We start from the raw sequence: 23,185 nt of genomic DNA, 5'->3' as shown, positions 1-23,185 counted from the left end.
ATAAAACGAGAAAAATCGCCAATTAAAGCGCGGCGATATTGGCAGTAATACTGGCGAGAACACCCCGGGCGATATCCACATCATTTTGCGGAATACCTTCCATGACGCGGATCAGAATGTCATCCGTCATGATGCGTACCTGGTTTGCCAGCTCAGTTCCGGTTTCTGTCAGTCTGATATCTTTCGAACGACGATCGGTTTCTCCGGGGCAGCGTTCCAGCAGGCCCAGCTCGGCGAGGCTGTCAAACAGGCGAATGGCGGTAGGGTGTTCCACTTCCAGCAACGCGGTCAGTTCACCCTGAGGCAGGCGTCCGCTGGCGGCTTCCAGATGTAATAACACTTGCCCGCGAGCCAGTGTCAGACCAATGGTTTTGAAACGGGCATCACAATAAGTCCGCAACTGACGGCCGATATGAATAGTTTCAGGCAGGAAACGGACGGCAGGAGAGGTGGCTTCCGGGCGGCGGCGTAATATGGTCACAGGAGATCCTCAACGTCGGGGATTAGCAGGTTCTGAGACGTCAGATTAGCACGATAAGCAACATTTATCAGAAAAGGACGGGTGCCATTAACATTTTGAGACAAGTGGAAGGGTTATCTAAGTAAAGTTTCCGGAAACTATTTATGCTGTCCGGAAAGCCGTTTTATCTGTTTGCTTTATCCCTCTGACGGAGAAAATACAATGCAACCTGTCATCAACATGATCACGCTGGGTGTTAAAGACCTGGCCGCTTCTACCGAATTTTATCAGCACGGACTGGGCTTTCCAAAAGTGGTTATCGATTCTGAAGGTGTCAGTTTTTTTGAACTGGCAGGTGCCTGGCTTTCTCTGTTTCCGTGGGATGAACTGGCCAAAGATGCGCAGGTCAGCCCGGCAGGGAATGGTTTTCGCGGTATGGCGCTGGCGCAAACGGTGGCCAGTGAAGCTAAAGTGGATGCCATTCTGGCTCAGGCAGTCAGTGCGGGAGGTAAAATGATTAAACCGGGACAGAAAGTGTTCTGGGGCGGATATTCGGGTTATTTCGCCGATCCGGACGGACATCTGTGGGAAATCGCCTATAACCCGTTTATGACCATCGGGCCGCAGGAGAAATGACGTTCGTTCCTGGACCAAGAAATAATTAATTAGTTACAACATACAGTGTGTTTTATTAAAAATGGTGATCGTCTTTGACATATAAAAAGACACCGCATAAAGCGGTGTCTGTCATTATTCTGGCAGGAAAAGAGGAGGTTATAAACCGCGTTTTTCCATTAACAGTGCCAGATCGACCAGGCGGTTTGAAAAGCCCCATTCGTTATCATACCAGGCGAGAATTTTCACCAGCTTGCCGCCAATCACCAATGTTGAAAGCCCGTCAATAATGGATGAACGCGGATCACCGCGATAATCGCTCGACACCAGTGGCTCCTCGCTGTAACCCAGAATGCCTTTAAGCGGGCCGGATTCAGCCGCCTTACGAAACGCGGCGTTAATTTCTTCAACAGTCGCTTCGCGTTTAAGGTTAACGGTTAAATCGACGATGGAAACCACCGGCACCGGAACTCGTAGTGAATAACCGGTCATGCGTCCGTCCAGTTCCGGGATAACTTTCCCGATCGCTTTCGCTGCGCCGCTGGAATACGGAACAATGGAAACCGCTGCCGCACGCGCACCCCGTAAATCTTTTTCAGGTTGATCATGCAACGCCTGGCTGTTGGTGTAGGCGTGAGTGGTGTTCATCAGGCCATGTTCAATGCCGAAGGTCTGATGCAAAACCTGAGCGGCAGGGGCCAGACCGTTGGTGGTACAACTGCCGTTGCTGACCACTTTGTGTTTTGCCGGGTCGTAATCGCTGTCATTAACGCCCATCACAATGGTGATGTCATCATTTTTGGCCGGTGCGGAAATAATGACGCGTTTTGCTCCGCCCCGGGTGATGTGAACTTCCGCTTTAGCTTTTTCAGTAAAGAAGCCGGTAGCTTCAATAACGATATCAACGCCCACAGAGCTCCACGGAATTGCAGCGGGATCCCTTTCTGAGAAAACGCGTACCGGTTTTCCATCAACCCGTAATTCGCCTTCACCCGCTTCGACGTCAGCTTTTAACGTGCCTGAGAGTGAGTCATATTTCAGAAGATGAGCGAGAGTCTTACTGTCCGTTAGATCATTAATTGCCACCACCTGGAAGTCATCCCGCCCGAGTGCGGCGCGCAACACATTCCGTCCAATCCTGCCAAAACCATTGATACCTACTTTGACCATGATGAACTCCTTAGTTATCTGCTTTACAGTTAATCTAGTACGCAGGAGGGTTGGCGTAAATGACAATAAAAGATCAATTTACGCCAAATATCTGGAGCAAAAGCGTTCTCTGTATTCTGTCGGTGTCAGTTGTAAATTTCGTTCAAAAACGCGGCGCAGGTTCAGCCCGCCGCCGAAGCCGGTCGTGAGGGCGATACGATCTATGTTTTGTGTTGTTTGTTCCAGAAGCTGTCGCGCGGCACTCAGCCTGACTTCCTCAACATATTTTGCCGGGGTTATGCCGGTTTCGCGTGTGAAAACGCGCGTGAAGTTTCGCGGACTCATCGCGACACGTTCAGCAAGGTTTTCGACAGATAAATCGCCGTTGAGATTCTCAGGTAACCAGGCCTGAAGTTCGCGGATAGAGCCATTGCTGGCCTGATTCAAAAGATAGCGGCTAAATTGCGACTGTCCACCCGGACGCCGGAGAAACATCACTAAATCCTGAGCAACATTTTTAGCGATGCTGAAACCATGATCTTCTTCGACCAATGCAAGAGTGAGGTCAAAGCCGGAGCTGACGCCACCTGACGTCCAGACCGGACCGTCCTGAACATACATCGGGCCGCGTTCCACGGTCACCTGCGGGTATTGTGCCTGCAGGGTGTCGATCAGACGCCAGTGTGTGGTGGCGTGTCGGCCGTTGAGTAATCCCGCCTGGGCGAGCAACACCGCGCCGCCACAAACAGACACCACGCGGCGGGCATGCGGCGCAGCCTGTTGTAACCAGCGTACAACGTTTGAGCCTTCTTCTTCAGATAAGCCTTTACCGGTGACTAAGATAGTGTCGCGGGTCAATGTGGGGTCAAGATCGCACAACCGGTGATCTGCGAGAAGGTTAAGCCCTGAGACACCGTGAATCACACGGTGCGGTTGTGTGGTCGCCACAGTCACCTGATAAGGCGCAATTTTGGAGTCAGACGTGGCGTGGAGAGGCAACAGACGATTCGCCTGCATGAGGATATCAGCAATGCCTGCTGCTTCGAATAACATGCCCCCGTCGGGGACAATAATCAGGAATGTGTTCATGGCATTAAAAATACAATGTGTATTAAATAAGTCAAATCTGCGAATGCTGTTATTGAATCACACAGCCAGTGAATTAACGTGAAAGCAGGGCGCAGGGACAGGATTTCGCACTTTTGATACCGTTGAATGTCAGAAAATCCCTCATAAATACATGACCCTGAGTGACGATAACGGTATCTTATCAGCCGGAGAAACGTTCATTTAGATCCTGGAAGATTATGATTTCATTATTCAAAAAAACTTCACAATTCAGCATGTTGGTTATGCTGATGATTTTGGCTGGCTGCTCGGGCAAACCTCATTATAAGAAATACGACACGCATGCCTTTGATGATGAGATTGAAGATGCTGCCGATGAATACAAAGTTGACCGTAAACTGGTGAAGGCAATCATTCAGGTCGAATCCGGATTTAATCCCAAAGCAGTCAGTCCATCTAATGCTATTGGTCTGATGCAGCTGAAAGCATCGACCAGCGGTTGCGATGCGTATCGTTATAAAGGTAAACGCGGTTGCCCGGACGACGATGATTTGCTGGATCCGGAAACCAACATTGATCTGGGAACGGCATACATCAGTGCATTGCAACGTCAGCAACTTAACTGGATTAACGATCCGCTGACGCGCCGTTATGCCACGGAAGTCGCGTATGCTAACGGTGCGGGAGCGTTACTTAGGACGTTTTCCAGTAACCGGCAGACGGCAATCCAGATGATTAATCAACTGACGCCGGAAGCCTTTAACTGGCATGTTCGTCAGTATCATCCGGCGCCGCAGGCACCCAGATACATGGCCAAAGTCGAAAAAGCCTATGCCGGTTTATAGTGTTTAGAGCACTGAAAAATGGACGTGCTACGTGAAATCTGCAGTACAACTATGCTGTTCAATTCTCAGAATTCACGTAGCGCGATCAATTTGAAACCCTGAAAGTCCGGACGGAGGTGGTGAATGCCAGATAACATATTCACAGATATTCCTGAAGCTGCACGCAATGGTGAAGGCGAGACCTTTGAAGAGTTGCTGACACGACCCGGTATTCGTATTGAGCGGATTATTTCCACAGGACAAGCCAGCCCGACGGGATTCTGGTATTGCCAGACGCATGACGAATGGATACTGGTCTTGCAAGGTTCGGCCGGTTTGAAGTTTGATACTGAAACCGACGTGCGCATTCTGAAAGCAGGCGACTTTGTGAATATCCCGTCGCTGTGCAGACACCGCGTCGAATGGACTGAACAGAATGGAACGACCATCTGGCTGGCCATTCATTACGGTGAAAAAACGTTGAACGAAGCAGGTGAGGCAGAATGAGGAAAATGATGGCGCCTGGTGCGTAAGTTGATATCCTATTTAACATAATATACATTATGCGCACTTTGATTATCCGTTCTATATCATCTACATTGTTCTTATTCTGATAACGGGAAATCCTCCCGGAGGTTTTTGGTGATTATCGCCCAGGTGTCTGACATTCATGCCGCAGAAAATAATGATAACCTCACACGCTTTGAACGCGCACTGACGTGGATTGATCTCATTACGCCTGACGCCCTTGTGCTGACCGGTGATTTGATTGACGACAACTGGCGTGATGGTTATGCCGCTATCGCCGCTCAGCTGAATAAAAGATCTTACCCGTCATTCATATTGCCCGGTAATTCAGACGACCGTGCAGCAATGAAATCAATTTTGCATTGCCATTACTGGTGCAATTCCGGCGAAAATGACGCGCTGCATTTTGTCGCGGACATCGGTGAACTCCGCCTTATCGGCCTTGATACCACCATCCAGGAAAATCCCGCAGGAGCCATTGGCGAACATCTGCCGTGGCTGGCCGATAATCTGATCAGCGACGGCCCCGCGAATTCCATTCTTTTCATGCATCATCCGGTTATCCGCAGCGGCATTCCGCCTTTAGATCAGATAATGTGTCGCGATGTGGTAAAACTGGCTGAGTTTTTAAGTGAGCATCCGCGAAAACCTATCGCTATCTCAGCAGGTCATGTTCACCGGTCAATGGCCGGTCAACTGGCCGGAATACCGGCTTATATTTGCGGCTCCATCTGCCCGGAAAATCCTTTGTGGTTTGGCTCGGCAATTGTTCCTCCCGTGAACAACTTCTTGTCATTTATGATTCACAGATACAATGACGGTGAGATGGTTAGCCACCCTGTCCTTCTTTAATATCTGCCTGATAAATGAGCCGTTTACAATTCTTATTTGGCTCGTATAATGAGCTGAAAAAGTTTTCTATTCGGCTCACAGGCTCCCCGTTATGGATAATAAACAATGGATCTGGCAAAAACCTGACTGGCCTCAGTTCAACTGGGATGATGATGTTATACAGCCCATGTTGCGACAAACGCGGCTTAAAATGGGCAAACTTGTAGGAAAAGTGGAATCCCGCCCCGGCCATGAAGCCATGGAATACTCCCTCAACGCTATGCTGAATAACATTCTTTCTTCCTCAGAGATCGAAAATGAACGGCTCGATGCCCATTCTGTCCGGTCGTCTCTGGCAAAATGCCTGGGAATTGCGGGAGAACCGACGGGCAGAATGACTGATCGCTCGGAAGGTCTGGCAAAAATGATGATGGATGTATTTGATCCACATAACTCTTTGCTTTCAGAAACACGGTTATTCCAGTGGCATTGCTGGTTATTTCCCGAGCCAGCACCAACGTATTTAAGGCGAGGACAATGGCGTGGTGATGAAACTATGCGCGTGGTTTCAGGCCGGATTGGACATGAAAACGTGCATTATCAGGCACCTCCGCGTGAACAATTAACAGGTGAGCTTTTCCAGTTTATCGAATGGTATAACCAGTCATTATTCAGACCGGCTTTGGATCCGCTTTTACGTACAGCTCTGGCCCATTTCTGGTTCATTACACTTCATCCGTTTGAAGATGGTAATGGTCGTATCACCCGTGCACTGACGGACATGGCTCTGTTTCAGGCTGATCATGATAGCGTGCGTCTATATGCAATGTCAGAGGCCATATTAAATCACCGTAGCGGATATTATGAAGTGCTCGAAGCCACACAGCGTGGAGGAATGGATCTGACCCGCTGGCTAAGCTGGTTTTTGCAAATGCTTGAAACTACCGTGGATACGGCAATCCATCGCATTAATCAAATATTGGATAAATCCCGTTTCTGGCAGATTTACCACACCAGCGCGCTTTCAGTTGAACAGAAAAAAGTACTCAACCGATTACTCGACGGCGGTGAGAACGGTTTTTCCGAAGGCATAAATGCGAGTCAGTATCAGAAAGTGGCAAAAGTCAGTAAAGCCACCGCAACGCGACATCTGGCTGATCTCGTTTCTCTCGGCTGTATGCGCAAGTCTGTAAGCGGCGGGCGAAGCACACGCTATACCATCAACCGGACGTTCTCTCTATTTAACGCAGGAAACCTCATGAAAAATATTACTTTTTACGGTCGTTTCGAGGCTGATATTCTTGCTGGCCGTAAAACGATCACCCTGCGTGAAGCCAGCGACGCGGATTTTACGGCAGGCGATCAAGTTCGCGTCAGCCGTTATGAAGATGACGTGTTTTTCTGCAACATTGAAATTATCGCTGTCACTGGAGTACAGTTCGACGATCTCAACGATCAGCACGCGGTGCAGGAAAACATGACACTGGAAGAACTTAAACAGGTCATCAGCGAGATTTATCCGGGGCTGAAATCACTGTTTATGATTCAATTTCGTCTTCTATAATTGCGTGTGGCGCGCCGGGATCCCTTCTCCACGCGCCCTTTTCTTCTCATCAGCCATTCCAGCGCGAATTGCGGATCACTGAACAAAAATTTCCTTTGATAAAATCGGGTTCTTTATCAGCAATGACGTCGGCTTTGACATTACCGAATGTGGTCTGCGGCTTGTGTTTAATTCCGTCATAAAATGCCTGAATAATATCCTCCTTGAACGCCGGTGTCCGCGGATGCGCTTCGACAACCGCATTACGTACGCTGTCATCGTAGCCCTGATAATTGATGCCGAGTACGTCCATTTCCACACCTGAAGTCACCAGTGCGATCACCGGATCCATAAATTCAGGGATGCCCGGCGTGGTATGCAGCGCAATGGCGGTCCAGACCTTATCGATGTCCTGCGTGCTGATGCCGTGCTGTTGCATAAACTCGCGTGCGGCATTGGCGCCGTCAACTTCAAAGCGTTTATCGCAACTGCAATTTTCGTGTGTCAGCCCCACATCGTGGAACATACAGCCAATATAAAGCAGCTCATGATCAACCTTTAGCTGACGTTGTTGCCCGGCCAGCGCGGCCCAGTAATATACACGGCTGGAATGATGAAACAGTAAATCGGATTCCATATCACGGACCCGTTCTGTTGCTTCACGAGCCATCTTGCTGTCGGGAATGCGGATACCCTTAATGTTCAGAGTCATAGTATTTGTCCTGTTGGGTTGAATAGAGTCAGCATAAGCGGCAAGATAAATGTCATCAATCATCGTAATATGACGTTATGAGACATAATTGTTCATTTGCGACAGGAAATATTCAAATGCCAAAACACATCATTATTCTCGCCGTGCCGGGCGTGCAACTTCTCGATGTCTCCGGCCCGCTGGACGTTTTCGCTGAAGCCAACCGGCAACGCGGCCGCGACGTTTATACCCTGAGCGTGATGGCGATTGGCGACGATCCCGTTGTACGCACCTCTTCCGGCGTGCGTCTGTTTGCAGATCTCACTCTTGCAACCCCGCTTCCTGCCGCCGTCGATACTTTTCTGGTCGCAGGTGCGCCCGTGCTGGAAACATTCCTGCGGGATGAAAAATTAAAAGACGGGATCCGTACCTGGAGCCACCATGCGAAGCGTTTTGGTTCCGTGTGCAGCGGTGCGTTATTACTTGCCGCCGCCGGATTGCTTGACGACCGGCGCGTGACCACACACTGGTCCGTCGCCGCAAAACTAAGCCAAGAGTATCCGCGGGTGAATGTCGAAGCTGACGCTATTTTTATTGCCGAGGGTGAGCTGAGAACGGCAGCAGGTGTCACATCCGGGCTGGATTTAGCCCTGAATATGGTGGAAGAAGATCTTGGACGGGAAACCGCGCTGGATGTCGCTTCGCAACTGGTGATGTTCTTCAAACGTCCCGGCGGGCAGTTGCAGTTTAGCCGCCATGGTCAGGCGTCGCTGAGTGGCCGGTCGGCATTACAGGACGTACAGCGGTGGGTGATGAATTCGCTCGACCAACCGCATAATGTGCAAAGCCTGGCTGTTCATATGGGGATCAGTGTCCGCCATCTGACGCGTTTGTTTAATCAGGCGCTGCGGCAATCACCGGCAGAATGGCTGGAACAGCAACGGATATTTCACGCACGGCAACTGCTGGAAACGGGGGAAATGGCGGTGAAGCAGGTTGCGGCACAGTGCGGATTTTCCAGCGTTGATATCCTGCGACGTGCGTTCGTCAGGCAATTATCCGTGACACCGTCACAATATCAAAAGCAGTATTCCCGTTGAAAAAACCTTCGAGAAATCAGGCTTCTTTTGCTACCTGAGCACGCCGGAAACAATCCGGATGATGGGTATTAATCAGGCCGGTAGCTTCCAGCCAGGCATAGACTATTGTCGGGCCGACAAACTTGAATCCACGCTTTTTGAGATCTTTTGAAATCTGATCAGACAGCGCATCTTTAGTCGGAACCGGCCCGGTATGCTGAATCGCCTTCCCGCCGATTTGCGCCCAAATCCACTCACCAAAATCTTCACCCGCTTGCTGCATGGACAGATAGGCCCGGGCGTTGCTGACAACCGCCGTGATCTTGCTGCGGGAGCGGATAATATCGGCGTTATTCACCAGCCTTTCGATGTCTTCATCGGTAAATTCAGCGACTTTCTCGGGTATAAAATCGCAGAAGGCCAGGCGCAAGGCATCCCTTTTTTTCAGCACGATCCGCCAGGATAATCCGGCCTGAAAGCCATCAAGCATCAGCTTTTCCCACAGTGCCCGGCTGTCACGTACCGGCTTGCCCCATTCATCATCATGATAGTCAATCATCATCGGGTCACTCGTGCCCCACGGGCAACGGATCAGATCTGTCATCGCGAACTCCTGAAAGCAGAAAGTTCTTTATTCTAACCTGACCCGTGCATGGAAGGGGTAAACTTCTTCTCCACCCTGCTCAGCGACTTTCACACCGAATTTAATGATTTCACAGATGTTTATGTGTGCACATTTAATCATTATGTCCTAAACTGTATGTTGTAACTAACCGGAGGGTTTATGGCGGATTATGATTTAATTGCCCGGATGAACGGCTGTTTTAACGAACTGGAAATGGCATTGCAAGATTTGGGGAATTTCCTGGGGCAACTGGAATTATTGCAGGCGCGGGTATTTACCTTGCCTGAAGTAGTGAAAGGCGAAGAGCATAATCCGGCGGACAAAATCACTGTCACGCCTCACACCGGCGAAACCGCACAGCAACTGGCATTACAGCATTTTCAGCGGTTGTTTATTCATCATAATAACGAGAATGTCAGCAGTAAATCCGCCGTCCGTTTACCCGGTGTATTGTGTTATGCCGTGGACGCAGCGGAGCATCAGTCTGCCCTGCTGTTGATTGAAGAAGTGAATAAGCTGAAAGCTGAGCTGGAACATATCGTGACCGTCGAGTCCGGTCTCGCCCGTGAACAGCGTTTTGAGTTTGTACATACCCACCTTCGCGGCCTGATAACGCTGAACGCTTACCGTTCGGTGACGTATCTCAATGACCCGGACTCCGTGCGCTTTGGTTGGGCGAACAAACATATTATTAAGAACGTGACCCGCGATGAAGTTCTGGCACAACTGGAAAAGAGTCTGCATGCCGGACGCGCTGTCTCGCCTTATACCCGTGAGCAATGGATGGAAAATATTAACCGCGAGATGATAGACGTGAAGCGTTTGCCCGAACACGCGGCGCTCAAATTCAAACGCCCGGTGAAAGTTCAGCCCATAGCCCGCGTGTGGTATCGCAACAACCAGAAACAGGTGCAACACCCCTGCCCGCTGCCGCTGATTGCGTTATGTCTGCGTTCGCCCATGATGCAACTTCCTAAGTTAGGGGAACTGCATGATTACGATGTGTCATCCGTGAAGCATAAATATAAACCGCAGTCGCAGCCACTGAGCCTGCTGATCAAACGTCTGCATCTTTATACGGACCATCCGCTGTAAGCCGCTCAGAACGTGAAAAGGTCCGGTTGCCCGGACCTCGTTTCACATGTAAATAGCAGGCTGTTTACGCTTTCATGCTACCGACCATGGCTTCAGGCCGCACCCACTCGTCGAACTGTTCTTCGGTCAGATAGCCGAGTTTCAGCGCCGACGCTTTCAGGGTCAGGCCTTCTTTATGTGCTTTCTTGGCGATTTCCGCCGCCTTGTCATAGCCAATATGGGTATTCAGCGCAGTCACCAGCATCAGCGATTCATTCAACAACTGGGTAATACGGTCACGGTTAGGTTCAATACCGACCGCACAATGCTCGTTAAAGCCGCTTATACCATCAGCCAGCAAACGAACGGATTGCAGGAAGTTATGGATGACCAGCGGACGGAACACGTTCAGCTCAAAGTTACCGGATGCACCGCCGATGTTGACTGCAACGTCATTTCCCAGCACCTGTACGCACAACATAGTCATCGCTTCGCACTGCGTCGGATTGACTTTGCCCGGCATGATCGAGCTACCCGGTTCGTTTTCCGGAATCGAGATTTCACCGATGCCGCAACGCGGGCCGGAAGATAACCAGCGCACGTCGTTGGCGATTTTCATCAGTGAAGCGGCCAGCCCTTTCAGCGCGCCGTGGCCATGAACCAGTGCGTCACAGGTCGCCAGCGCTTCAAATTTATTCGGGGACGTCACAAACGGTTGTCCGGTCAGTTCTGCCAGTGCTTTCGCCACACGCACGGCGTATTCCGGGTGCGTATTCAACCCGGTACCGACTGCAGTTCCGCCCAGCGCCAGTTCGGCAATATGCGGGATGCTGTTTTCAATGTGCGTCAGGCTGTGTCCCAACATGGCTACCCAGCCGGAAATTTCCTGTCCCAGTGTCAGCGGTGTGGCATCCTGCAAATGCGTACGCCCTATTTTCACAATGTCACGATATGCCGTGGCTTTATCGGACAGCGTTTTGTGCAACACTTTCAACTGCGGGATCAGGGTTTCGCGCAGTTCAATCACTGCCGCAACGTGCATGGCCGTCGGGAAAACATCGTTGGAGCTTTGGCTCTTGTTCACATCATCGTTCGGGTGAACTTTACGTTCTTCGCCGCGCACGCCACCGAGAATTTCACTTGCCCGGTTAGCCAGCACTTCATTCATATTCATGTTGGTCTGGGTGCCGGAACCGGTCTGCCAGATGGACAGCGGGAATTCGGCAGAATGCTTGTCGGCAAGCACTTCATCGGCAGCGGCAATAATGGCGTTTGCCCGCTCAGCAGGCAGTAACCCGAGGTCCATATTGACGCTGGCTGCCGCACGCTTTGTCAGTGCCAGCGCGTGAATCAGCGCCGTTGGCATTTTTTCAGAGGAAATACGAAAATGCTCGAGGGAACGTTGCGTCTGTGCGCCCCAAAGCTTATCTGCCGGAACATCAATTGGCCCCATTGAGTCTTTCTCAACGCGTGTAGATGCCATTACTGTCTCCTTAGATGCTTATTACGATGATAAATCAGTTTTTTTGCAGGTTACTGTTTGCCGCACGCGCTCCCACGCATCCGTTGGCGGCCTGTTGATTATAGTGACATATAAGCCGGGCGTATAATTGGATTCGATCCCCAATCTGAAAATGCATGCCAGCCGCACTTTTTGGGCCTTCGCAGTTGTAAAGCCCCCTTCGTCATTGTTTACTAGTCGGCAATATTTTCTATTCAGGATGAAGCAATGCAAAAGATGCATAACGGTGTACAAAATTACGCCTGGGGCAGCAAAGACGCGCTGACCAAACTCTATGGAATTAAAGATGCAGAAGGCCGTCCGATGGCTGAACTGTGGATGGGTGCTCATCCGAAATGTAGCTCTCAGATTGAGAACTCCCGTGGTGAGAACCTCTCTCTGCGCGACCAAATAAGTGCCGGACTGTCTGCGCAACTGGGCGAAAAAGTGGCTAAGCGCTTTGGCGAATTACCTTTCTTGTTTAAAGTGCTGTGCGCCGATCAGCCGCTGTCGATTCAGGTGCACCCGAGCAAAAGTGCGGCTGAAATCGGTTATGCCAAAGAAAATGCTGCCGGTATTCCACTGGATGCCGCCGAGCGTAACTACAAAGATCCGAACCACAAACCTGAACTGGTTTATGCCCTGACCCCTTTCCAGGCCATGAACGGTTTCCGCGAGTTGCGCGAAATTGTTTCATTATTGCAACCCGTGGCCGGTGCGCATCCGTTAATTGCCAGCTTCCTGACGTCTCCGGATGTTGATCACCTGCGCACGCTGTTTGCGGGCCTGCTGAGTCTGGAAGGTGAAGATAAATCCCGGGCGCTGAACGTGCTGAAATCCGTTCTGGATGAACAACAGGGTGAGCCGTGGGACACCATCCGCAGTATTTCTGAATTTTATCCTGATGACAGCGGCCTGTTCTCCCCGCTGCTGCTCAACGTAATCACCCTGCAACCGGGCGAAGGCATGTTCCTGTATGCCGAAACGCCGCATGCCTACCTGAAAGGCGTCTCGCTGGAAGTGATGGCGAACTCCGATAACGTGCTGCGCGCAGGTCTGACGCCGAAATACATTGATATTCCTGAGCTGCTGGCGAATTTGAAATTCAACGCCAGACCCGCTTCTGAATTGCTGACCACGCCGGTTGTCAAAGGTGCGGAACTCAACTTCCCGATCCCGGTCGAAGATTTTGCTTTTTCAATTCACAGCCTCTCTGCTGAACCACAAACGCTGGAGCAGGACAGCGCGGCGATTGTCTTCTGTATTGAGGGTCAGAGCGTTCTGGTGAAGAACAATCAAACCCTGGTTCTCAATCCGGGTGAGTCGTGTTTCCTGTCAGCCGATGAGTCACCGGTGACTGCCAGCGGCAACGGCCGCATAGCACGCGTGTTCAATACACTCGCGAAATGAACAGTTGATTAAACAAAATGGGGCTAAACGCCCCATTTTGGTGATTTTTTTGCTGATTCAGCTACACTCTGTAGACTAATAACGCCGGAAGGCGTTTTTTATTTTCGGGACATTTCATAAGGATAAACAGAGATATGAAGAAGTCGTTAGTCGCTGTAAGCGTCATTGTAGTCCTTGGCGCGGCCTGGACAGGCGTCTCGTGGTATACGGGCAAGCTGATCGAACAACATATGGATGAACAGGTTGCGGCGGCTAACAGCCAGTTGCAAAGTGCTTATCCGAAAGCCGGGCTGAAAGTCAGCTATCAGGATTATCAGCGCGGGCTGTTCAGCAGCAAAATGCGCATTGTTCTGCAACCGGAGCCTGCTGCCGCAACGGCGGGCACCAGCGTACTGAAAACGGGTGACGAAATTGCCTTTATCGAAACTATCGATCACGGCCCTTTCCCTGCCGCTCAGTTGAAAAAATTCAATCTGATCCCAAGCATGGCTTCTGTTCATTCAGAGCTGCAAAACACGCCAACGGTGAAAGGTCTGTTTGATGTCACCAAAGGCAAATCTCTGGTCACGATTGACACCCGCGTTTCCTACAGCGGCGCAAGTTCTTCGGCGGCTGACATCATTCCTGTGACGTATCAGAAAGATGAAAGCCAGCTTGCCTTCTCTGGCGGTAAAATCAATGTCGATGTCGACAAAGATCTGACGGCCATGAAGCTGGACGCCAGCACCGACAGCATCGCTCTGACCTCTAAAAATCAGTGGGGTCAGCTTGAAAAAGTGACCCTGGCCGGTTTCAGCATGGACAGCGACACCAAACAAGGTAAGTTTCAGGTCGGCGTGGGTGATCAAAACCTGACTGTGAAGCAAATCCTGGTGAACGTTGACGGCAAAGATGCCGCTTCGCTGGATAACTTCAAACTGGTAAGCAAATTCTCTGAAAATGGCAATAACATCGCCGGTCAGCAGGATTACACCCTCGACGCACTGAAAATTCAGGGTGCAGATTTCGGTTCAGCCAAACTGACACTGAAGCTGGATAAACTCGATGGCGCGGCGATGAAACAGTTCGCAGACAACTATAACCAGCAATCCCGCGCACTTCTGCTGCAACAGGGTCAGATTGATCCGGCTGTTTATCAGCAACAGGCTACCGATTTACTGCTGGCTAACCTGCCACTGCTGCTCAAAGGCAATCCGGGCATCAGCATTGCCCCGCTGAGCTGGAAAAACAGCAAAGGCGAAAGTAACTTCACCCTGCAACTGGATCTCAAAGATCCGGCCGCAACGCCAGCACAGACTCAGGATCAAATGCTGTCTCAGTTGGTAAACAAGGTTGATGCCAAACTGACTATTCCTCTGCCGATGGCCACTCAGGTCACCACGCAGGTGGCTCAGCTGGAAGGTTACAGCGCAGACGACGCCGCTAAACTGGCACAGCAGCAGGTTCAGGGTCTGGCGGCAATGGGTCAGATGTTTAAACTGACCACCGTGAAAGACGACACTATTACCAGCAGCTTCCATTACGCTGACAATCAGGTTGACCTGAATGGCCAGAAAATGACATTGCAGGAATTCGCCGGTCTTTTCGGTATTCTGGGTGGGCCGGCAGCGCCGGCAGCAACCCCTGACCAGGAAACGCCAGTGGCTCCGGCACCTGCCCCCGTCCCGGCTCAGTAATCTTCTTTACATCTCCCCCCAGCCAGGGGGGAGGTTGGAAGACGGTTTTACAACCGAACTTTCTGCCAGCGTTCTGGTCTAGTAAAAGTTCACACCCCATCCCAACCTTCCCCTCATGAGTGGGGAAGGCGTAAAACCTCCGCTACCAAAGGATTCTCAGGCGTGACCACTCCCACTGACCTCCTTCGTCTGCAAGACGTTTCTTTTACACTCAACCATATCCCGCTGCTGGAGCCTGTTTCCCTCACCCTGAATCCGGGGGAATTTACCTTACTGACCGGCCCTTCAGGGAGCGGAAAGAGTACGTTGCTGAAGATTATTGCGTCATTGCAAAATCCGACCGGTGGAAATCTTTATTTCAAAGGCGAAAATATTACGCAGATCAAACCTGAAGCGTACCGCCAGCGCGTATCGTATTGCTTCCAGACACCGTCGTTATTTGGCGAAACGGTTTACGATAACCTCGCCCTGCCTTATCAGATCCGCAATAAAAAACCTGATGACGGGCAGCTTCGCGACTGGCTGAAACAGGTAAATTTATCCGAAGACATGCTGACCAAACGTACGCAGGAGCTTTCCGGCGGGGAAAAGCAACGCATCGCATTGCTGCGCAATCTGCAATTTATGCCGGATATTTTATTGCTTGATGAAATCACCAGCGCGCTGGATGAAGAGAATAAAATCAACATCAACGACATCATTGCCGGGCTGGTTGAGAAAGAGCAGATCGCGGTGTTATGGGTAAGCCATGACCTGAACGAAATCCGCCACGCCAAAAACGTCATTACCCTGACCCGTCATTCATCAGGAAGCGCGTCGCATGAATCAGCATAATATTACCAACCAGTCTCTGGCTCTCGCGCTGATCCTGGTCGTCGTCGCCCTGCTCGTCAGCAAGAAAGAAAAGCTCGGACTGGAAAAAGACATCATCTGGAGCGTTGCCCGCGCTATCGTACAACTGGTGATTGTCGGCTACGTTCTCAAATACATTTTTGATATCAATAACAGCCTGTTAACCGTGCTGATGGTGCTGTTTATCTGCGTGAATGCGGCGCTGAATGCCAAAAAGCGCAGCCGTAATATCGATAACGGATTTATCATTTCTTTTATCGCCATTACGGTGGGTACCTCGCTGACATTAATGATTCTGATCCTCAGCGGTTCGATCGAATTTCTGCCTATGCAGATGATTCCGATTTCGGGGATGATTGCCGGGAATGCGATGGTGGCAGTAGGCCTGTGTTACAGCAATCTTAACCAGCGTTTTCTCGATAATCAGCAAAAGATCCTCGAGATGCTGAGCCTCGGCGCGCCGGTAAAAATGGCTTCCGACCGGATTATCCGTGACAGCATTCGTGCCGCCATGATCCCGACCGTAGATGCAGCGAAAACCGTCGGGATTGTCAGCCTGCCGGGCATGATGTCCGGGCTGATTTTTGCGGGTATCGATCCGGTGAAAGCCATCAAATATCAGATTATGGTGACCTTTATGCTGCTGGCGACCGCGAGCTTATCGACGATTATTGCCGGTTATCTCGCTTACAAACGTTTCTACAATGACCGTGCGCAGCTGCGCGATTTGAAATCATCGTAATACGTATTCTGCCCGCGGGTCGAAAACCGGCGGGCAGGATTTTTCAGGCTTTATAAATCAGACAATGCCTGACGCAGATTCACCTCTCCGGCGGCCTCGTCATCAAGATCCAACACCCCTTCCAGATCGTCCAGATGTTCCTGCATAATTTCAGCGGCCTGCGTATTATCCCCCGCTTCAAGTGCATCGATAATCGCCTGATGTTCATCACACTGGCACGACGGCACTTCGTTACGCTGGTACAACGACACAATCAGGGAACTGCGCACCATCAGATTCGACAGAATTTCACTCAGAACATCATTGCCCGAAATTTCCCCGAGAATGAGATGAAATTCACTCAGCTCACGCACAATGGCGCGCCGGTCTTCAGATTGCACAGCTTCACGCTCTCCGCGCAGATGGGTGCTAATACGGTGACGGTGACGCCGGATCACGTCCGGCCCGATGCATTCAACGATCGCCCGTTCGATAGCACGACGGGCGATGAACACTTCACGCGCTTCTTTGGCGGTGGGCTGCGCCACCATTGCGCCACGGTTAGGTTCGATGGTCACAATTCTCTGCATCGCCAGACGCTGTAACGCCACCTGAACGTGGTTACGGTTAGCACCCAGCGCCTCAACAAGCTGTGACTCCACCAGCCGGGTGCCCGGACGCAGGCGTTGCTGCGCGATGGCTTTAGACAGAACATCGACAATGCGCTGAACTTCCAGCTGCTTGGCGGTTGTAGTTTGATTACTCATGGATTGCTAAATGGCCTCTCTCTGGCAGTTTCCGTGCAACCTATCACCATCTGCTCGCGTTCGTCATTAGTAAATGACGTGGGGTTTCAAATCATGCGAAAAATTCCAATAAATAGCACATAACATTCATAATAATTATCATTCCCGCACGCATTCACAATATCCCTGTTATCACCTTCCGTATCCTTGCAGCACCTCACGCTACGCAGAAAAATGTTCAGAACACGTGAAGTATGCACGCCAACGTATTGAAATCAGGACAATAATGAAACACACATTTTTTAAACACTTACTCAATTTTATCTTATTAGCCCTGGGGGCCCTCTGTACCGCGCTGGTCATCTGGCTGGATGTGGCCATATTTAAAGACGGTATCCAGGAAATTTCCGCCACTGAGTTCCTTCAGGAACTTTCACTGCTGGCCATCAGCGCGTTGTTTTTCTTACAGGCCAGAAAACATCCGGCATTGCGGGGAGGTATGATCCTGATTGGCGGGTTCTTCTTCTGCATGCTTATCCGCGAACTCGATGCCCTGTTTGACCTGATCCACTACGGCTCATGGGTGTATTTCGCCAGCCTGTTCGCGGTCTATTGCATCGCCTGGGCCTGCATCACGCCGAAAACCAGCCTGCGCGGATTATCAGCTTTTCTGGTTCATCCGGCCTGTCACTATATGGTTTGCGGTCTGGTACTGATCCTGGTGTTCTCACGGGTCTTTGGGATGAATATGATCTGGAAAGTGGTGATGCAAGGCGAATACGTACGGACAGTGAAAAATATTGTCGAAGAAGGCACCGAACTGATGGGTTATCTGTTGTGTCTGGGGTCTGCAGTTGCTTTCTGGCAGCGCAGTGAACCACTGAAAACCCTGTAAAATTCTGCCTGCTGCGGATTTCTGCAGCAGGCAGAATGTCAGACGCGCCACGGCAATACGCCTTCCGGCAATCGACGCGCAAACAGCGACGCCAGCAGCATAAAGACCAGCACCACACCAATCATCAGGCACCCCACGGCTGCGGCCAGCGTGGAAGAACCGCCTTCATCAAGAAACACAATCATCGGTCCGAGCGTTTGCGTTCCGGATGTGACCAGCAGAATCGACACCTGAATCTCATTCAGTGCGGTCAGGAACACCAGAATCGTGCCCGCCATGGCCGACGGCGCCGCCAGCGGCATCACTATATCGCGCATCCGTTGCAGGAAACTGGCACCGAATATTTGTGCGGCCTCATCCAGCGAACGCTCGATTTGCGCAAAACCGGCCAGCGTCGGACGAAGCACCAGTGCCATAAAACTGGAAAGATAAGCCGCCAGGATAATCCATACCGTGCCGTAAAGGCTGACATGCACCAGTGGCAACGGTTTGAGGAAAAACAGGATCGCCGCAATTCCGGTCACTATCCCCGGCAACGCGTAAGCCAGTTCGGTCGACAGTTGTAAAATACGCACCAGCCGCGTTCGCTGCCAGCTCAGGAAATACGCCAGAAATAACGAGGAAAGTGTCAGGATCAGCGCGGTCATCACGGTCAGCCCGAGGCTGGTCATAAAGGCATGGCGGATTGCCGGATACCCGAACAGCGCATTGGCATAATTGCTCAGCGTCAGACTCTGCAAGGTCAGTGCCTGACCAAAACCCGTGGTCAGGGACGTGGTCATCAGCGCGGAAAGCGGCAATAACAGCGTCAGCGACATCCACAGCCAGGCCGCAATTTCTGCCGGTAAACGCCATCGCCCCAGAGACTGATGCAGCGCGCGCGGCGTCCCCGTGACACGCACATCCTGCCGCCCGCCCAGCCAGCGGCTGAACATCAGTCCGGCAAGCGTAATAGCGGCAATCAGCAGCGAAAGCACTGCCATATCCGTCAGCGCCGACGCACCCACGCTGTTGAGTTGCTGATACACCAGCGTGATCAGCGTCGGGATACGACCGGGAATGCCGAGCATTGCCTGAATACCAAAATTACCCGCTGCGGTGACAAACGACAGTGCCGCACCGGCAAAAATAGCCGGGCGCACCAGCGGCAAAATCACGGTAAACAATACCCGCCACGGTTGTGCCCCACCGCTGCGCGCGGCCTCCACCAGTTCGGCTGGCAACCTGCGCAACCCGGCCCGCACCATCAGGAAAACCAGCGGCGCATTGTGCAATCCCAGCAGAACAATAATGCCGGTCAGCGAATACAGCGGCGAAGTCGAACCGGCGGGCAGCGTTAACCCCAGCCACTGCAATACCGGACTGGATGGCGAAAGTGCCTGAACCCACGCCAGCGCTGTTACCTGCGGCGGGATCATCAGTGGCAGAATAAAAGTAAATACCCAGGCCTGCTTACCGCGCAAATTAGTCAGCGCGATCAGCAGCGCCGCCACCGTACCCAGCACCATCGCCAGAAAAGTTGAGACGACAGCAATCGTTAGTGTATTCAGCGTGGCAGTCAGGACTTTTCGTGTGCCCAGTAAATGGCTGAGCCGCGAGATGTCCGGCACACCTTCAGGCGCCATTGCCGCCCAAACCAGTCGCATCAGGGGCGCTATCGATAATATCCCGATCAGCAACGTCAGGGCCCAAAGCACGCCCTTCTCACTGCCCGGCCAGAACCGACGCGAGGGGGTGGCGCGGCGCTGAATTTCACTCATCACGCTCATCTGGCTGTCCTTTGGGCTGTCAGCCACCGAAGATTTCAGTGAATTTCGCGCGAACTTCTTTATCATCCGCCACCGCTTTATCCGAATCCAGCGTCAGCAGCTTAATCGAATCCAGCGGTGCAAAGCCTTCAGGTGCCGCAATGCCGGATTCAATTGGCCGGTTACCTTGTTTCGCAACCAATTGCTGGCCCTGCGGTGAGAGCATGAAATCAACAAACGCCTTCGCCGCAGGCACGTTATGTGCCCCGGAAAGAATGGCTACCGGCTCAGTCACAAATGAAGCGCCCTCTTTCGGATACACCAGATCAATCGGCGAGCCCTGCTTTTTAGCGCGGATAATATCGGCATCGGTAATCACGCCATACTTCGCCATGCCACTCGCTACCGCTTTCAGCGCCGGGCCGTTGCCACCTTCCGGGGTAATGCCGTTCTGCGCCAGTTTCTGATAAAACGCCCAGCCGATGTCCGGCGTATTAATGGCCGTATGCAGGTGATACAACGCCGCCCCGGAATACAGCGGACTTGGCACGGCCACCTGACCTTTGTTTTGCGGTTCGGTCAGCGCCATCCAGCTATCAACCGGTGTGGCGTTCTTAGTGTTGTAGGCAATGACCGTGGCGATAATTTTGGTGCCAAACCAGGTTTTATCTTTGTCGTAAAAATCCGGGCTGATATTTCCCACCGGCGCATCGGTATAGGCCATCAGTTTGCCGTCTTTTTTCAACGCGCCCAGATTGATGGAATCCGCAACCAGCAGCACATCAGCTTTTACGTCCCCGGCCATCATTTCAGTTTGCAAAACATTCATCAGTTGCGTCGTGCCGTTGCGCGTCCACTCCACCTGCACATCGGGATAAGCCGCCTTGAAGGCGTCAATCGTTTGCTGGGCAATTTCCGGTGCCTGAGAGGTATAAACCACCAGCTTTCCGGAGGCGGTTTCGGCAGCATTTGCCTCTCCCTGCGTGGCGCAAATCAGCAATGCGCTCAAGGATAACGTGATGGTTTTTAAAATATGCATAGCCCTGTCCTTAGAATGAGAAAATTATTGGGGAAGGATCCAGCCGTCGGCAATGACGAAAGTGACAACGTCACTCGCGTAACTATCGGGCGAAACAGAGGAATGAAGTGAAAGCTTCAGCGCAGGCGTGTTTACCGGCGCGACGTCAATCTGGTGGTAGCCGCCGCGGTAAATCACCCGGGTGATCCGCGCAGCGATGCCCGGTTCGCCGTGCTGAGCAAAACGTAAATCCGCAGCATGGACACACACCTGCGCCTCACTCACCGTTGTCTGATGTGCCGGAGCCCGTAACCGGATACGCATACCGAAAACATCGGCCCAGGCCGTGCCGTTTTCGGCGGGTTGAATATTTTGTGCCGGGATAACGCGACCCTCGTCGATAAAGGTCGCGACCATGGCGTTGGCTGGTTCACGGTACAGCGTTTGCGGCGTAGCAAACTGCATCACTTTGCCCTCGTTCATCACCACGACACGGTCAGCCATCGCCATCGCTTCCTGCTGATCGTGGGTGATATACAAAAGCGTTGCGCCGGTGTGCTGATGAAAACGCCGGAACTCTTCTTCCATCGCCGCACGTAAATGCACATCAAGATTTGCCAGCGGCTCATCCAGCAGCACCACGCCGGGGCGTGTGACCAGGCAACGTGCCAGTGCCACACGTTGTCGCTGACCGCCGGACAAATCGGAAGGACGGCGTATGGCGTAATCGCTCAGCCCCACCAGCGCCAGCGCATCCTGCGTTCGCGTGCGTCGTTCATGGCGATCCATCCCCGCCACTTTCAGGCTGTACGCCACGTTTTCTTCCACCGACATATGCGGCCACAGCGCGTAGTTCTGAAACACAATGCCCAGATCGCGCTTTTCCGCTGGAACATGCACGCCGGTGGATGAAAACAGTCGTTCACCGACGATGATTGTGCCGCTGTTTACCGGCTCGAATCCCGCGATGGTACGCAGCAACGTGGTTTTGCCACAACCTGAGGGACCGAGCACGGCAACAAACTCACCGTGATGAATATGCAGCGAGACGTCATTGAGCACCGGCTGAGTGGTAAAGGATTTACTCAGGTGGGAAATCTGTATGGCAGACATGCGTCGGATGTTTCCTCAAAGCGGCACTGGCCCGTTCAATGAGGAAACAAATTACTGCGGTTTTGTGACTGTTTTATGAACCGGTGGCGAAGGTTTGGTTTGACACGACATGGCATGAGAAGACATAAATGCGATATAGCTTCCTGATTAAAATGAATCACTTCCTTTTAATTAAAACACATTATAAATCAATGCAATATCTGAAGAGTTCTGAATAGAAAAAAGATTATCTATAAGAAACAATCATTTTCCATACGCGGCGATAAATTCTCCGGCAATCGCCACGGCAATTTCTGCCGGGAGTTTGCCGCGCACATCGGGCAGCCCCACCGGGCAACGCATTCTCGCCAGTTGCTCAGACGAAATCCCTTTGCCCGATAAACGGTAATCAAAGCGTTTACGCTTGGTATCCGAGCCAATCAGGCCAAAGTAGCGGAAATCGCCGCGCTTCAGGATGCGCTCACTCAGGGCGAAATCCAGCTGGTGATCGTGCGTCAGCACCATGAAATAACTGTCAGCGGGCATCTGCGCCACCGTGCTTTCGGGTTCCTCATCCACAAGGCAGGTGACTTGCGGGTCCACCCGTGCCGGAAACTCACTGGCACGGGCATCTACCCAGGTAATGCGACAGGGTAAGGTGCTGAGAATGTTCACCAGTGCCCGCCCGACATGACCTGCGCCGTAAACCACAACGTGCGGTTGCGGTTGCCCCAGCGGTTCAAGCAACACCGACGCCATGCCTCCGCAACATTGTCCGAGCCGCGCCCCTAATGAAAAGCGTTCGAAGCGGCTGGTTTTCGCACCCTGCTGCAACATCTCGCGGGCAATGGCTGTAACCTGAAACTCAAGATTGCCGCCGCCCAGCGTATAAAATTGCTGGTCAGCGGTGATCAGCATTTTGCTGCCTGCATCACGCGGCGTGGAGCCCTGATTCTCCACCAGCGTCGCCACCACGCACGGTTCTCCGCGACGTTGCAGGTCATGTAAACGCGTTACCCAGTCATCAGTACGCATGAGA

General features: G+C 51.9%; 23 protein-coding genes and 1 pseudogene. 13 read left to right on the top strand and 11 right to left on the bottom strand.

Annotation, left to right across the window (positions count from 1 at the left end):
• Positions 1 to 22: 22 nt before the first annotated feature.
• Positions 23 to 481: a MarR family winged helix-turn-helix transcriptional regulator gene (locus AACU55_RS15975; protein WP_112152251.1), complete on the bottom strand. Its 459-nt coding sequence runs from the start codon at positions 479 to 481 to the stop codon at positions 23 to 25.
• Positions 482 to 682: 201 nt separating this feature from the next.
• Between AACU55_RS15975 and AACU55_RS15970 the strand changes: the two genes are divergently transcribed.
• Entirely contained in the window at positions 683 to 1,096 is a 414-nt protein-coding gene (locus tag AACU55_RS15970; RefSeq protein ID WP_112152252.1) for a VOC family protein, read from the top strand.
• Between the two features lie 138 nt (positions 1,097 to 1,234).
• Here the strand turns inward: AACU55_RS15970 and gap are convergent, their stop codons facing one another.
• Positions 1,235 to 2,245 (bottom strand): type I glyceraldehyde-3-phosphate dehydrogenase, encoded by a 1,011-nt coding sequence (gene gap / locus AACU55_RS15965; RefSeq protein WP_013575505.1) that lies wholly within the window; start codon positions 2,243 to 2,245, stop codon positions 1,235 to 1,237.
• 78 nt (positions 2,246 to 2,323) lie between these two features.
• Positions 2,324 to 3,313: a GlxA family transcriptional regulator gene (locus AACU55_RS15960; RefSeq protein ID WP_134705735.1), complete on the bottom strand. Its 990-nt coding sequence runs from the start codon at positions 3,311 to 3,313 to the stop codon at positions 2,324 to 2,326.
• A 218-nt stretch (positions 3,314 to 3,531) separates the two neighbouring features.
• On the opposite strand from AACU55_RS15960, the gene AACU55_RS15955 reads away from it, so the two are divergent.
• The 5 genes and pseudogenes from AACU55_RS15955 (at position 3,532) to yqfB (ending at position 7,039) form a co-directional block, all read left to right on the top strand.
• Positions 3,532 to 4,137, top strand: a complete 606-nt coding sequence (locus AACU55_RS15955; protein WP_013575507.1) for a transglycosylase SLT domain-containing protein — start codon at positions 3,532 to 3,534, stop codon at positions 4,135 to 4,137.
• Positions 4,138 to 4,260: 123 nt separating this feature from the next.
• Entirely contained in the window at positions 4,261 to 4,623 is a 363-nt protein-coding gene (locus AACU55_RS15950) for a cupin domain-containing protein (RefSeq protein WP_037034012.1), read from the top strand.
• A gap of 135 nt (positions 4,624 to 4,758) precedes the next feature.
• Positions 4,759 to 5,496 carry a metallophosphoesterase gene (locus AACU55_RS15945; RefSeq protein ID WP_134705734.1) on the top strand — a complete coding sequence of 246 codons (738 nt, stop codon included), beginning with the start codon at positions 4,759 to 4,761 and terminating at the stop codon, positions 5,494 to 5,496.
• A 91-nt stretch (positions 5,497 to 5,587) separates the two neighbouring features.
• A pseudogene (locus AACU55_RS15940) lies at positions 5,588 to 6,691 on the top strand (Fic family protein); the annotation flags it as partial.
• Between the two features lie 42 nt (positions 6,692 to 6,733).
• Positions 6,734 to 7,039: a N(4)-acetylcytidine aminohydrolase gene (gene yqfB / locus AACU55_RS15935; protein ID WP_167686144.1), complete on the top strand. Its 306-nt coding sequence runs from the start codon at positions 6,734 to 6,736 to the stop codon at positions 7,037 to 7,039.
• A gap of 49 nt (positions 7,040 to 7,088) precedes the next feature.
• Here yqfB and AACU55_RS15930 read toward each other — a convergent pair whose 3' ends face one another.
• Positions 7,089 to 7,730 (bottom strand): HD domain-containing protein, encoded by a 642-nt coding sequence (locus tag AACU55_RS15930; RefSeq protein ID WP_013575511.1) that lies wholly within the window; start codon positions 7,728 to 7,730, stop codon positions 7,089 to 7,091.
• Positions 7,731 to 7,846: 116 nt separating this feature from the next.
• On the opposite strand from AACU55_RS15930, the gene AACU55_RS15925 reads away from it, so the two are divergent.
• A complete protein-coding gene (locus AACU55_RS15925) occupies positions 7,847 to 8,809 on the top strand; it encodes a GlxA family transcriptional regulator (RefSeq protein ID WP_134705732.1) in 963 nt (320 codons plus the stop codon).
• 16 nt (positions 8,810 to 8,825) lie between these two features.
• On the opposite strand, the gene AACU55_RS15920 is transcribed toward AACU55_RS15925, so the two are convergent.
• On the bottom strand, positions 8,826 to 9,392 hold the full coding sequence (locus AACU55_RS15920) for a DNA-3-methyladenine glycosylase I (RefSeq protein WP_134705731.1): 567 nt from the start codon (positions 9,390 to 9,392) through the stop codon (positions 8,826 to 8,828).
• A gap of 180 nt (positions 9,393 to 9,572) precedes the next feature.
• Between AACU55_RS15920 and tus the strand changes: the two genes are divergently transcribed.
• A complete protein-coding gene (tus, locus tag AACU55_RS15915) occupies positions 9,573 to 10,508 on the top strand; it encodes a DNA replication terminus site-binding protein (RefSeq protein ID WP_013575515.1) in 936 nt (311 codons plus the stop codon).
• A gap of 64 nt (positions 10,509 to 10,572) precedes the next feature.
• Here tus and fumC read toward each other — a convergent pair whose 3' ends face one another.
• A complete protein-coding gene (gene fumC / locus AACU55_RS15910; protein WP_134705730.1) occupies positions 10,573 to 11,970 on the bottom strand; it encodes a class II fumarate hydratase in 1,398 nt (465 codons plus the stop codon).
• A 246-nt stretch (positions 11,971 to 12,216) separates the two neighbouring features.
• On the opposite strand from fumC, the gene manA reads away from it, so the two are divergent.
• The 4 genes from manA (at position 12,217) to fetB (ending at position 16,668) form a co-directional block, all read left to right on the top strand.
• Positions 12,217 to 13,398 (top strand): mannose-6-phosphate isomerase, encoded by a 1,182-nt coding sequence (manA, locus tag AACU55_RS15905; protein WP_134705729.1) that lies wholly within the window; start codon positions 12,217 to 12,219, stop codon positions 13,396 to 13,398.
• A 134-nt stretch (positions 13,399 to 13,532) separates the two neighbouring features.
• Positions 13,533 to 15,074, top strand: a complete 1,542-nt coding sequence (locus tag AACU55_RS15900) for a YdgA family protein (RefSeq protein WP_037034018.1) — start codon at positions 13,533 to 13,535, stop codon at positions 15,072 to 15,074.
• A 162-nt stretch (positions 15,075 to 15,236) separates the two neighbouring features.
• A complete protein-coding gene (gene fetA, locus AACU55_RS15895; protein WP_013575519.1) occupies positions 15,237 to 15,908 on the top strand; it encodes an iron efflux ABC transporter ATP-binding subunit FetA in 672 nt (223 codons plus the stop codon).
• A complete protein-coding gene (fetB, locus tag AACU55_RS15890) occupies positions 15,895 to 16,668 on the top strand; it encodes an iron efflux ABC transporter permease subunit FetB (RefSeq protein WP_134705728.1) in 774 nt (257 codons plus the stop codon). Before fetA ends, fetB begins: the two co-directional genes overlap by 14 nt.
• A gap of 50 nt (positions 16,669 to 16,718) precedes the next feature.
• Here the strand turns inward: fetB and AACU55_RS15885 are convergent, their stop codons facing one another.
• The gene (locus AACU55_RS15885) at positions 16,719 to 17,414 is read right to left on the bottom strand and encodes a GntR family transcriptional regulator (RefSeq protein WP_119261635.1); all 696 of its coding nucleotides are present in this window, start codon (positions 17,412 to 17,414) and stop codon (positions 16,719 to 16,721) included.
• Positions 17,415 to 17,679: 265 nt separating this feature from the next.
• Between AACU55_RS15885 and AACU55_RS15880 the strand changes: the two genes are divergently transcribed.
• On the top strand, positions 17,680 to 18,288 hold the full coding sequence (locus AACU55_RS15880) for a hypothetical protein (protein ID WP_134705727.1): 609 nt from the start codon (positions 17,680 to 17,682) through the stop codon (positions 18,286 to 18,288).
• 38 nt (positions 18,289 to 18,326) lie between these two features.
• Here the strand turns inward: AACU55_RS15880 and AACU55_RS15875 are convergent, their stop codons facing one another.
• The 4 genes from AACU55_RS15875 to xdhC all read right to left on the bottom strand — a co-directional run bounded on the left by AACU55_RS15875 (position 18,327) and on the right by xdhC (position 23,181).
• On the bottom strand, positions 18,327 to 20,057 hold the full coding sequence (locus AACU55_RS15875; protein ID WP_134705797.1) for an ABC transporter permease: 1,731 nt from the start codon (positions 20,055 to 20,057) through the stop codon (positions 18,327 to 18,329).
• A 19-nt stretch (positions 20,058 to 20,076) separates the two neighbouring features.
• Complete coding sequence (locus tag AACU55_RS15870; RefSeq protein WP_037034023.1) at positions 20,077 to 21,075, bottom strand: ABC transporter substrate-binding protein; 999 nt, start codon at positions 21,073 to 21,075, stop codon at positions 20,077 to 20,079.
• 24 nt (positions 21,076 to 21,099) lie between these two features.
• Positions 21,100 to 22,167, bottom strand: a complete 1,068-nt coding sequence (locus AACU55_RS15865; RefSeq protein ID WP_037034024.1) for an ABC transporter ATP-binding protein — start codon at positions 22,165 to 22,167, stop codon at positions 21,100 to 21,102.
• Between the two features lie 243 nt (positions 22,168 to 22,410).
• A complete protein-coding gene (xdhC, locus tag AACU55_RS15860) occupies positions 22,411 to 23,181 on the bottom strand; it encodes a xanthine dehydrogenase accessory protein XdhC (protein ID WP_134705726.1) in 771 nt (256 codons plus the stop codon).
• Positions 23,182 to 23,185 lie beyond the last annotated feature (4 nt).

Source organism: Rahnella sp. CJA17(1/100) (assembly GCF_963881615.1).
GTDB classification, from domain to species: Bacteria; Pseudomonadota; Gammaproteobacteria; order Enterobacterales; family Enterobacteriaceae; genus Rahnella; species Rahnella aceris.
The sequence above is the reverse complement of the archived record's forward strand: the minus strand, read 5'-3'. Positions and strand labels throughout refer to the sequence as shown.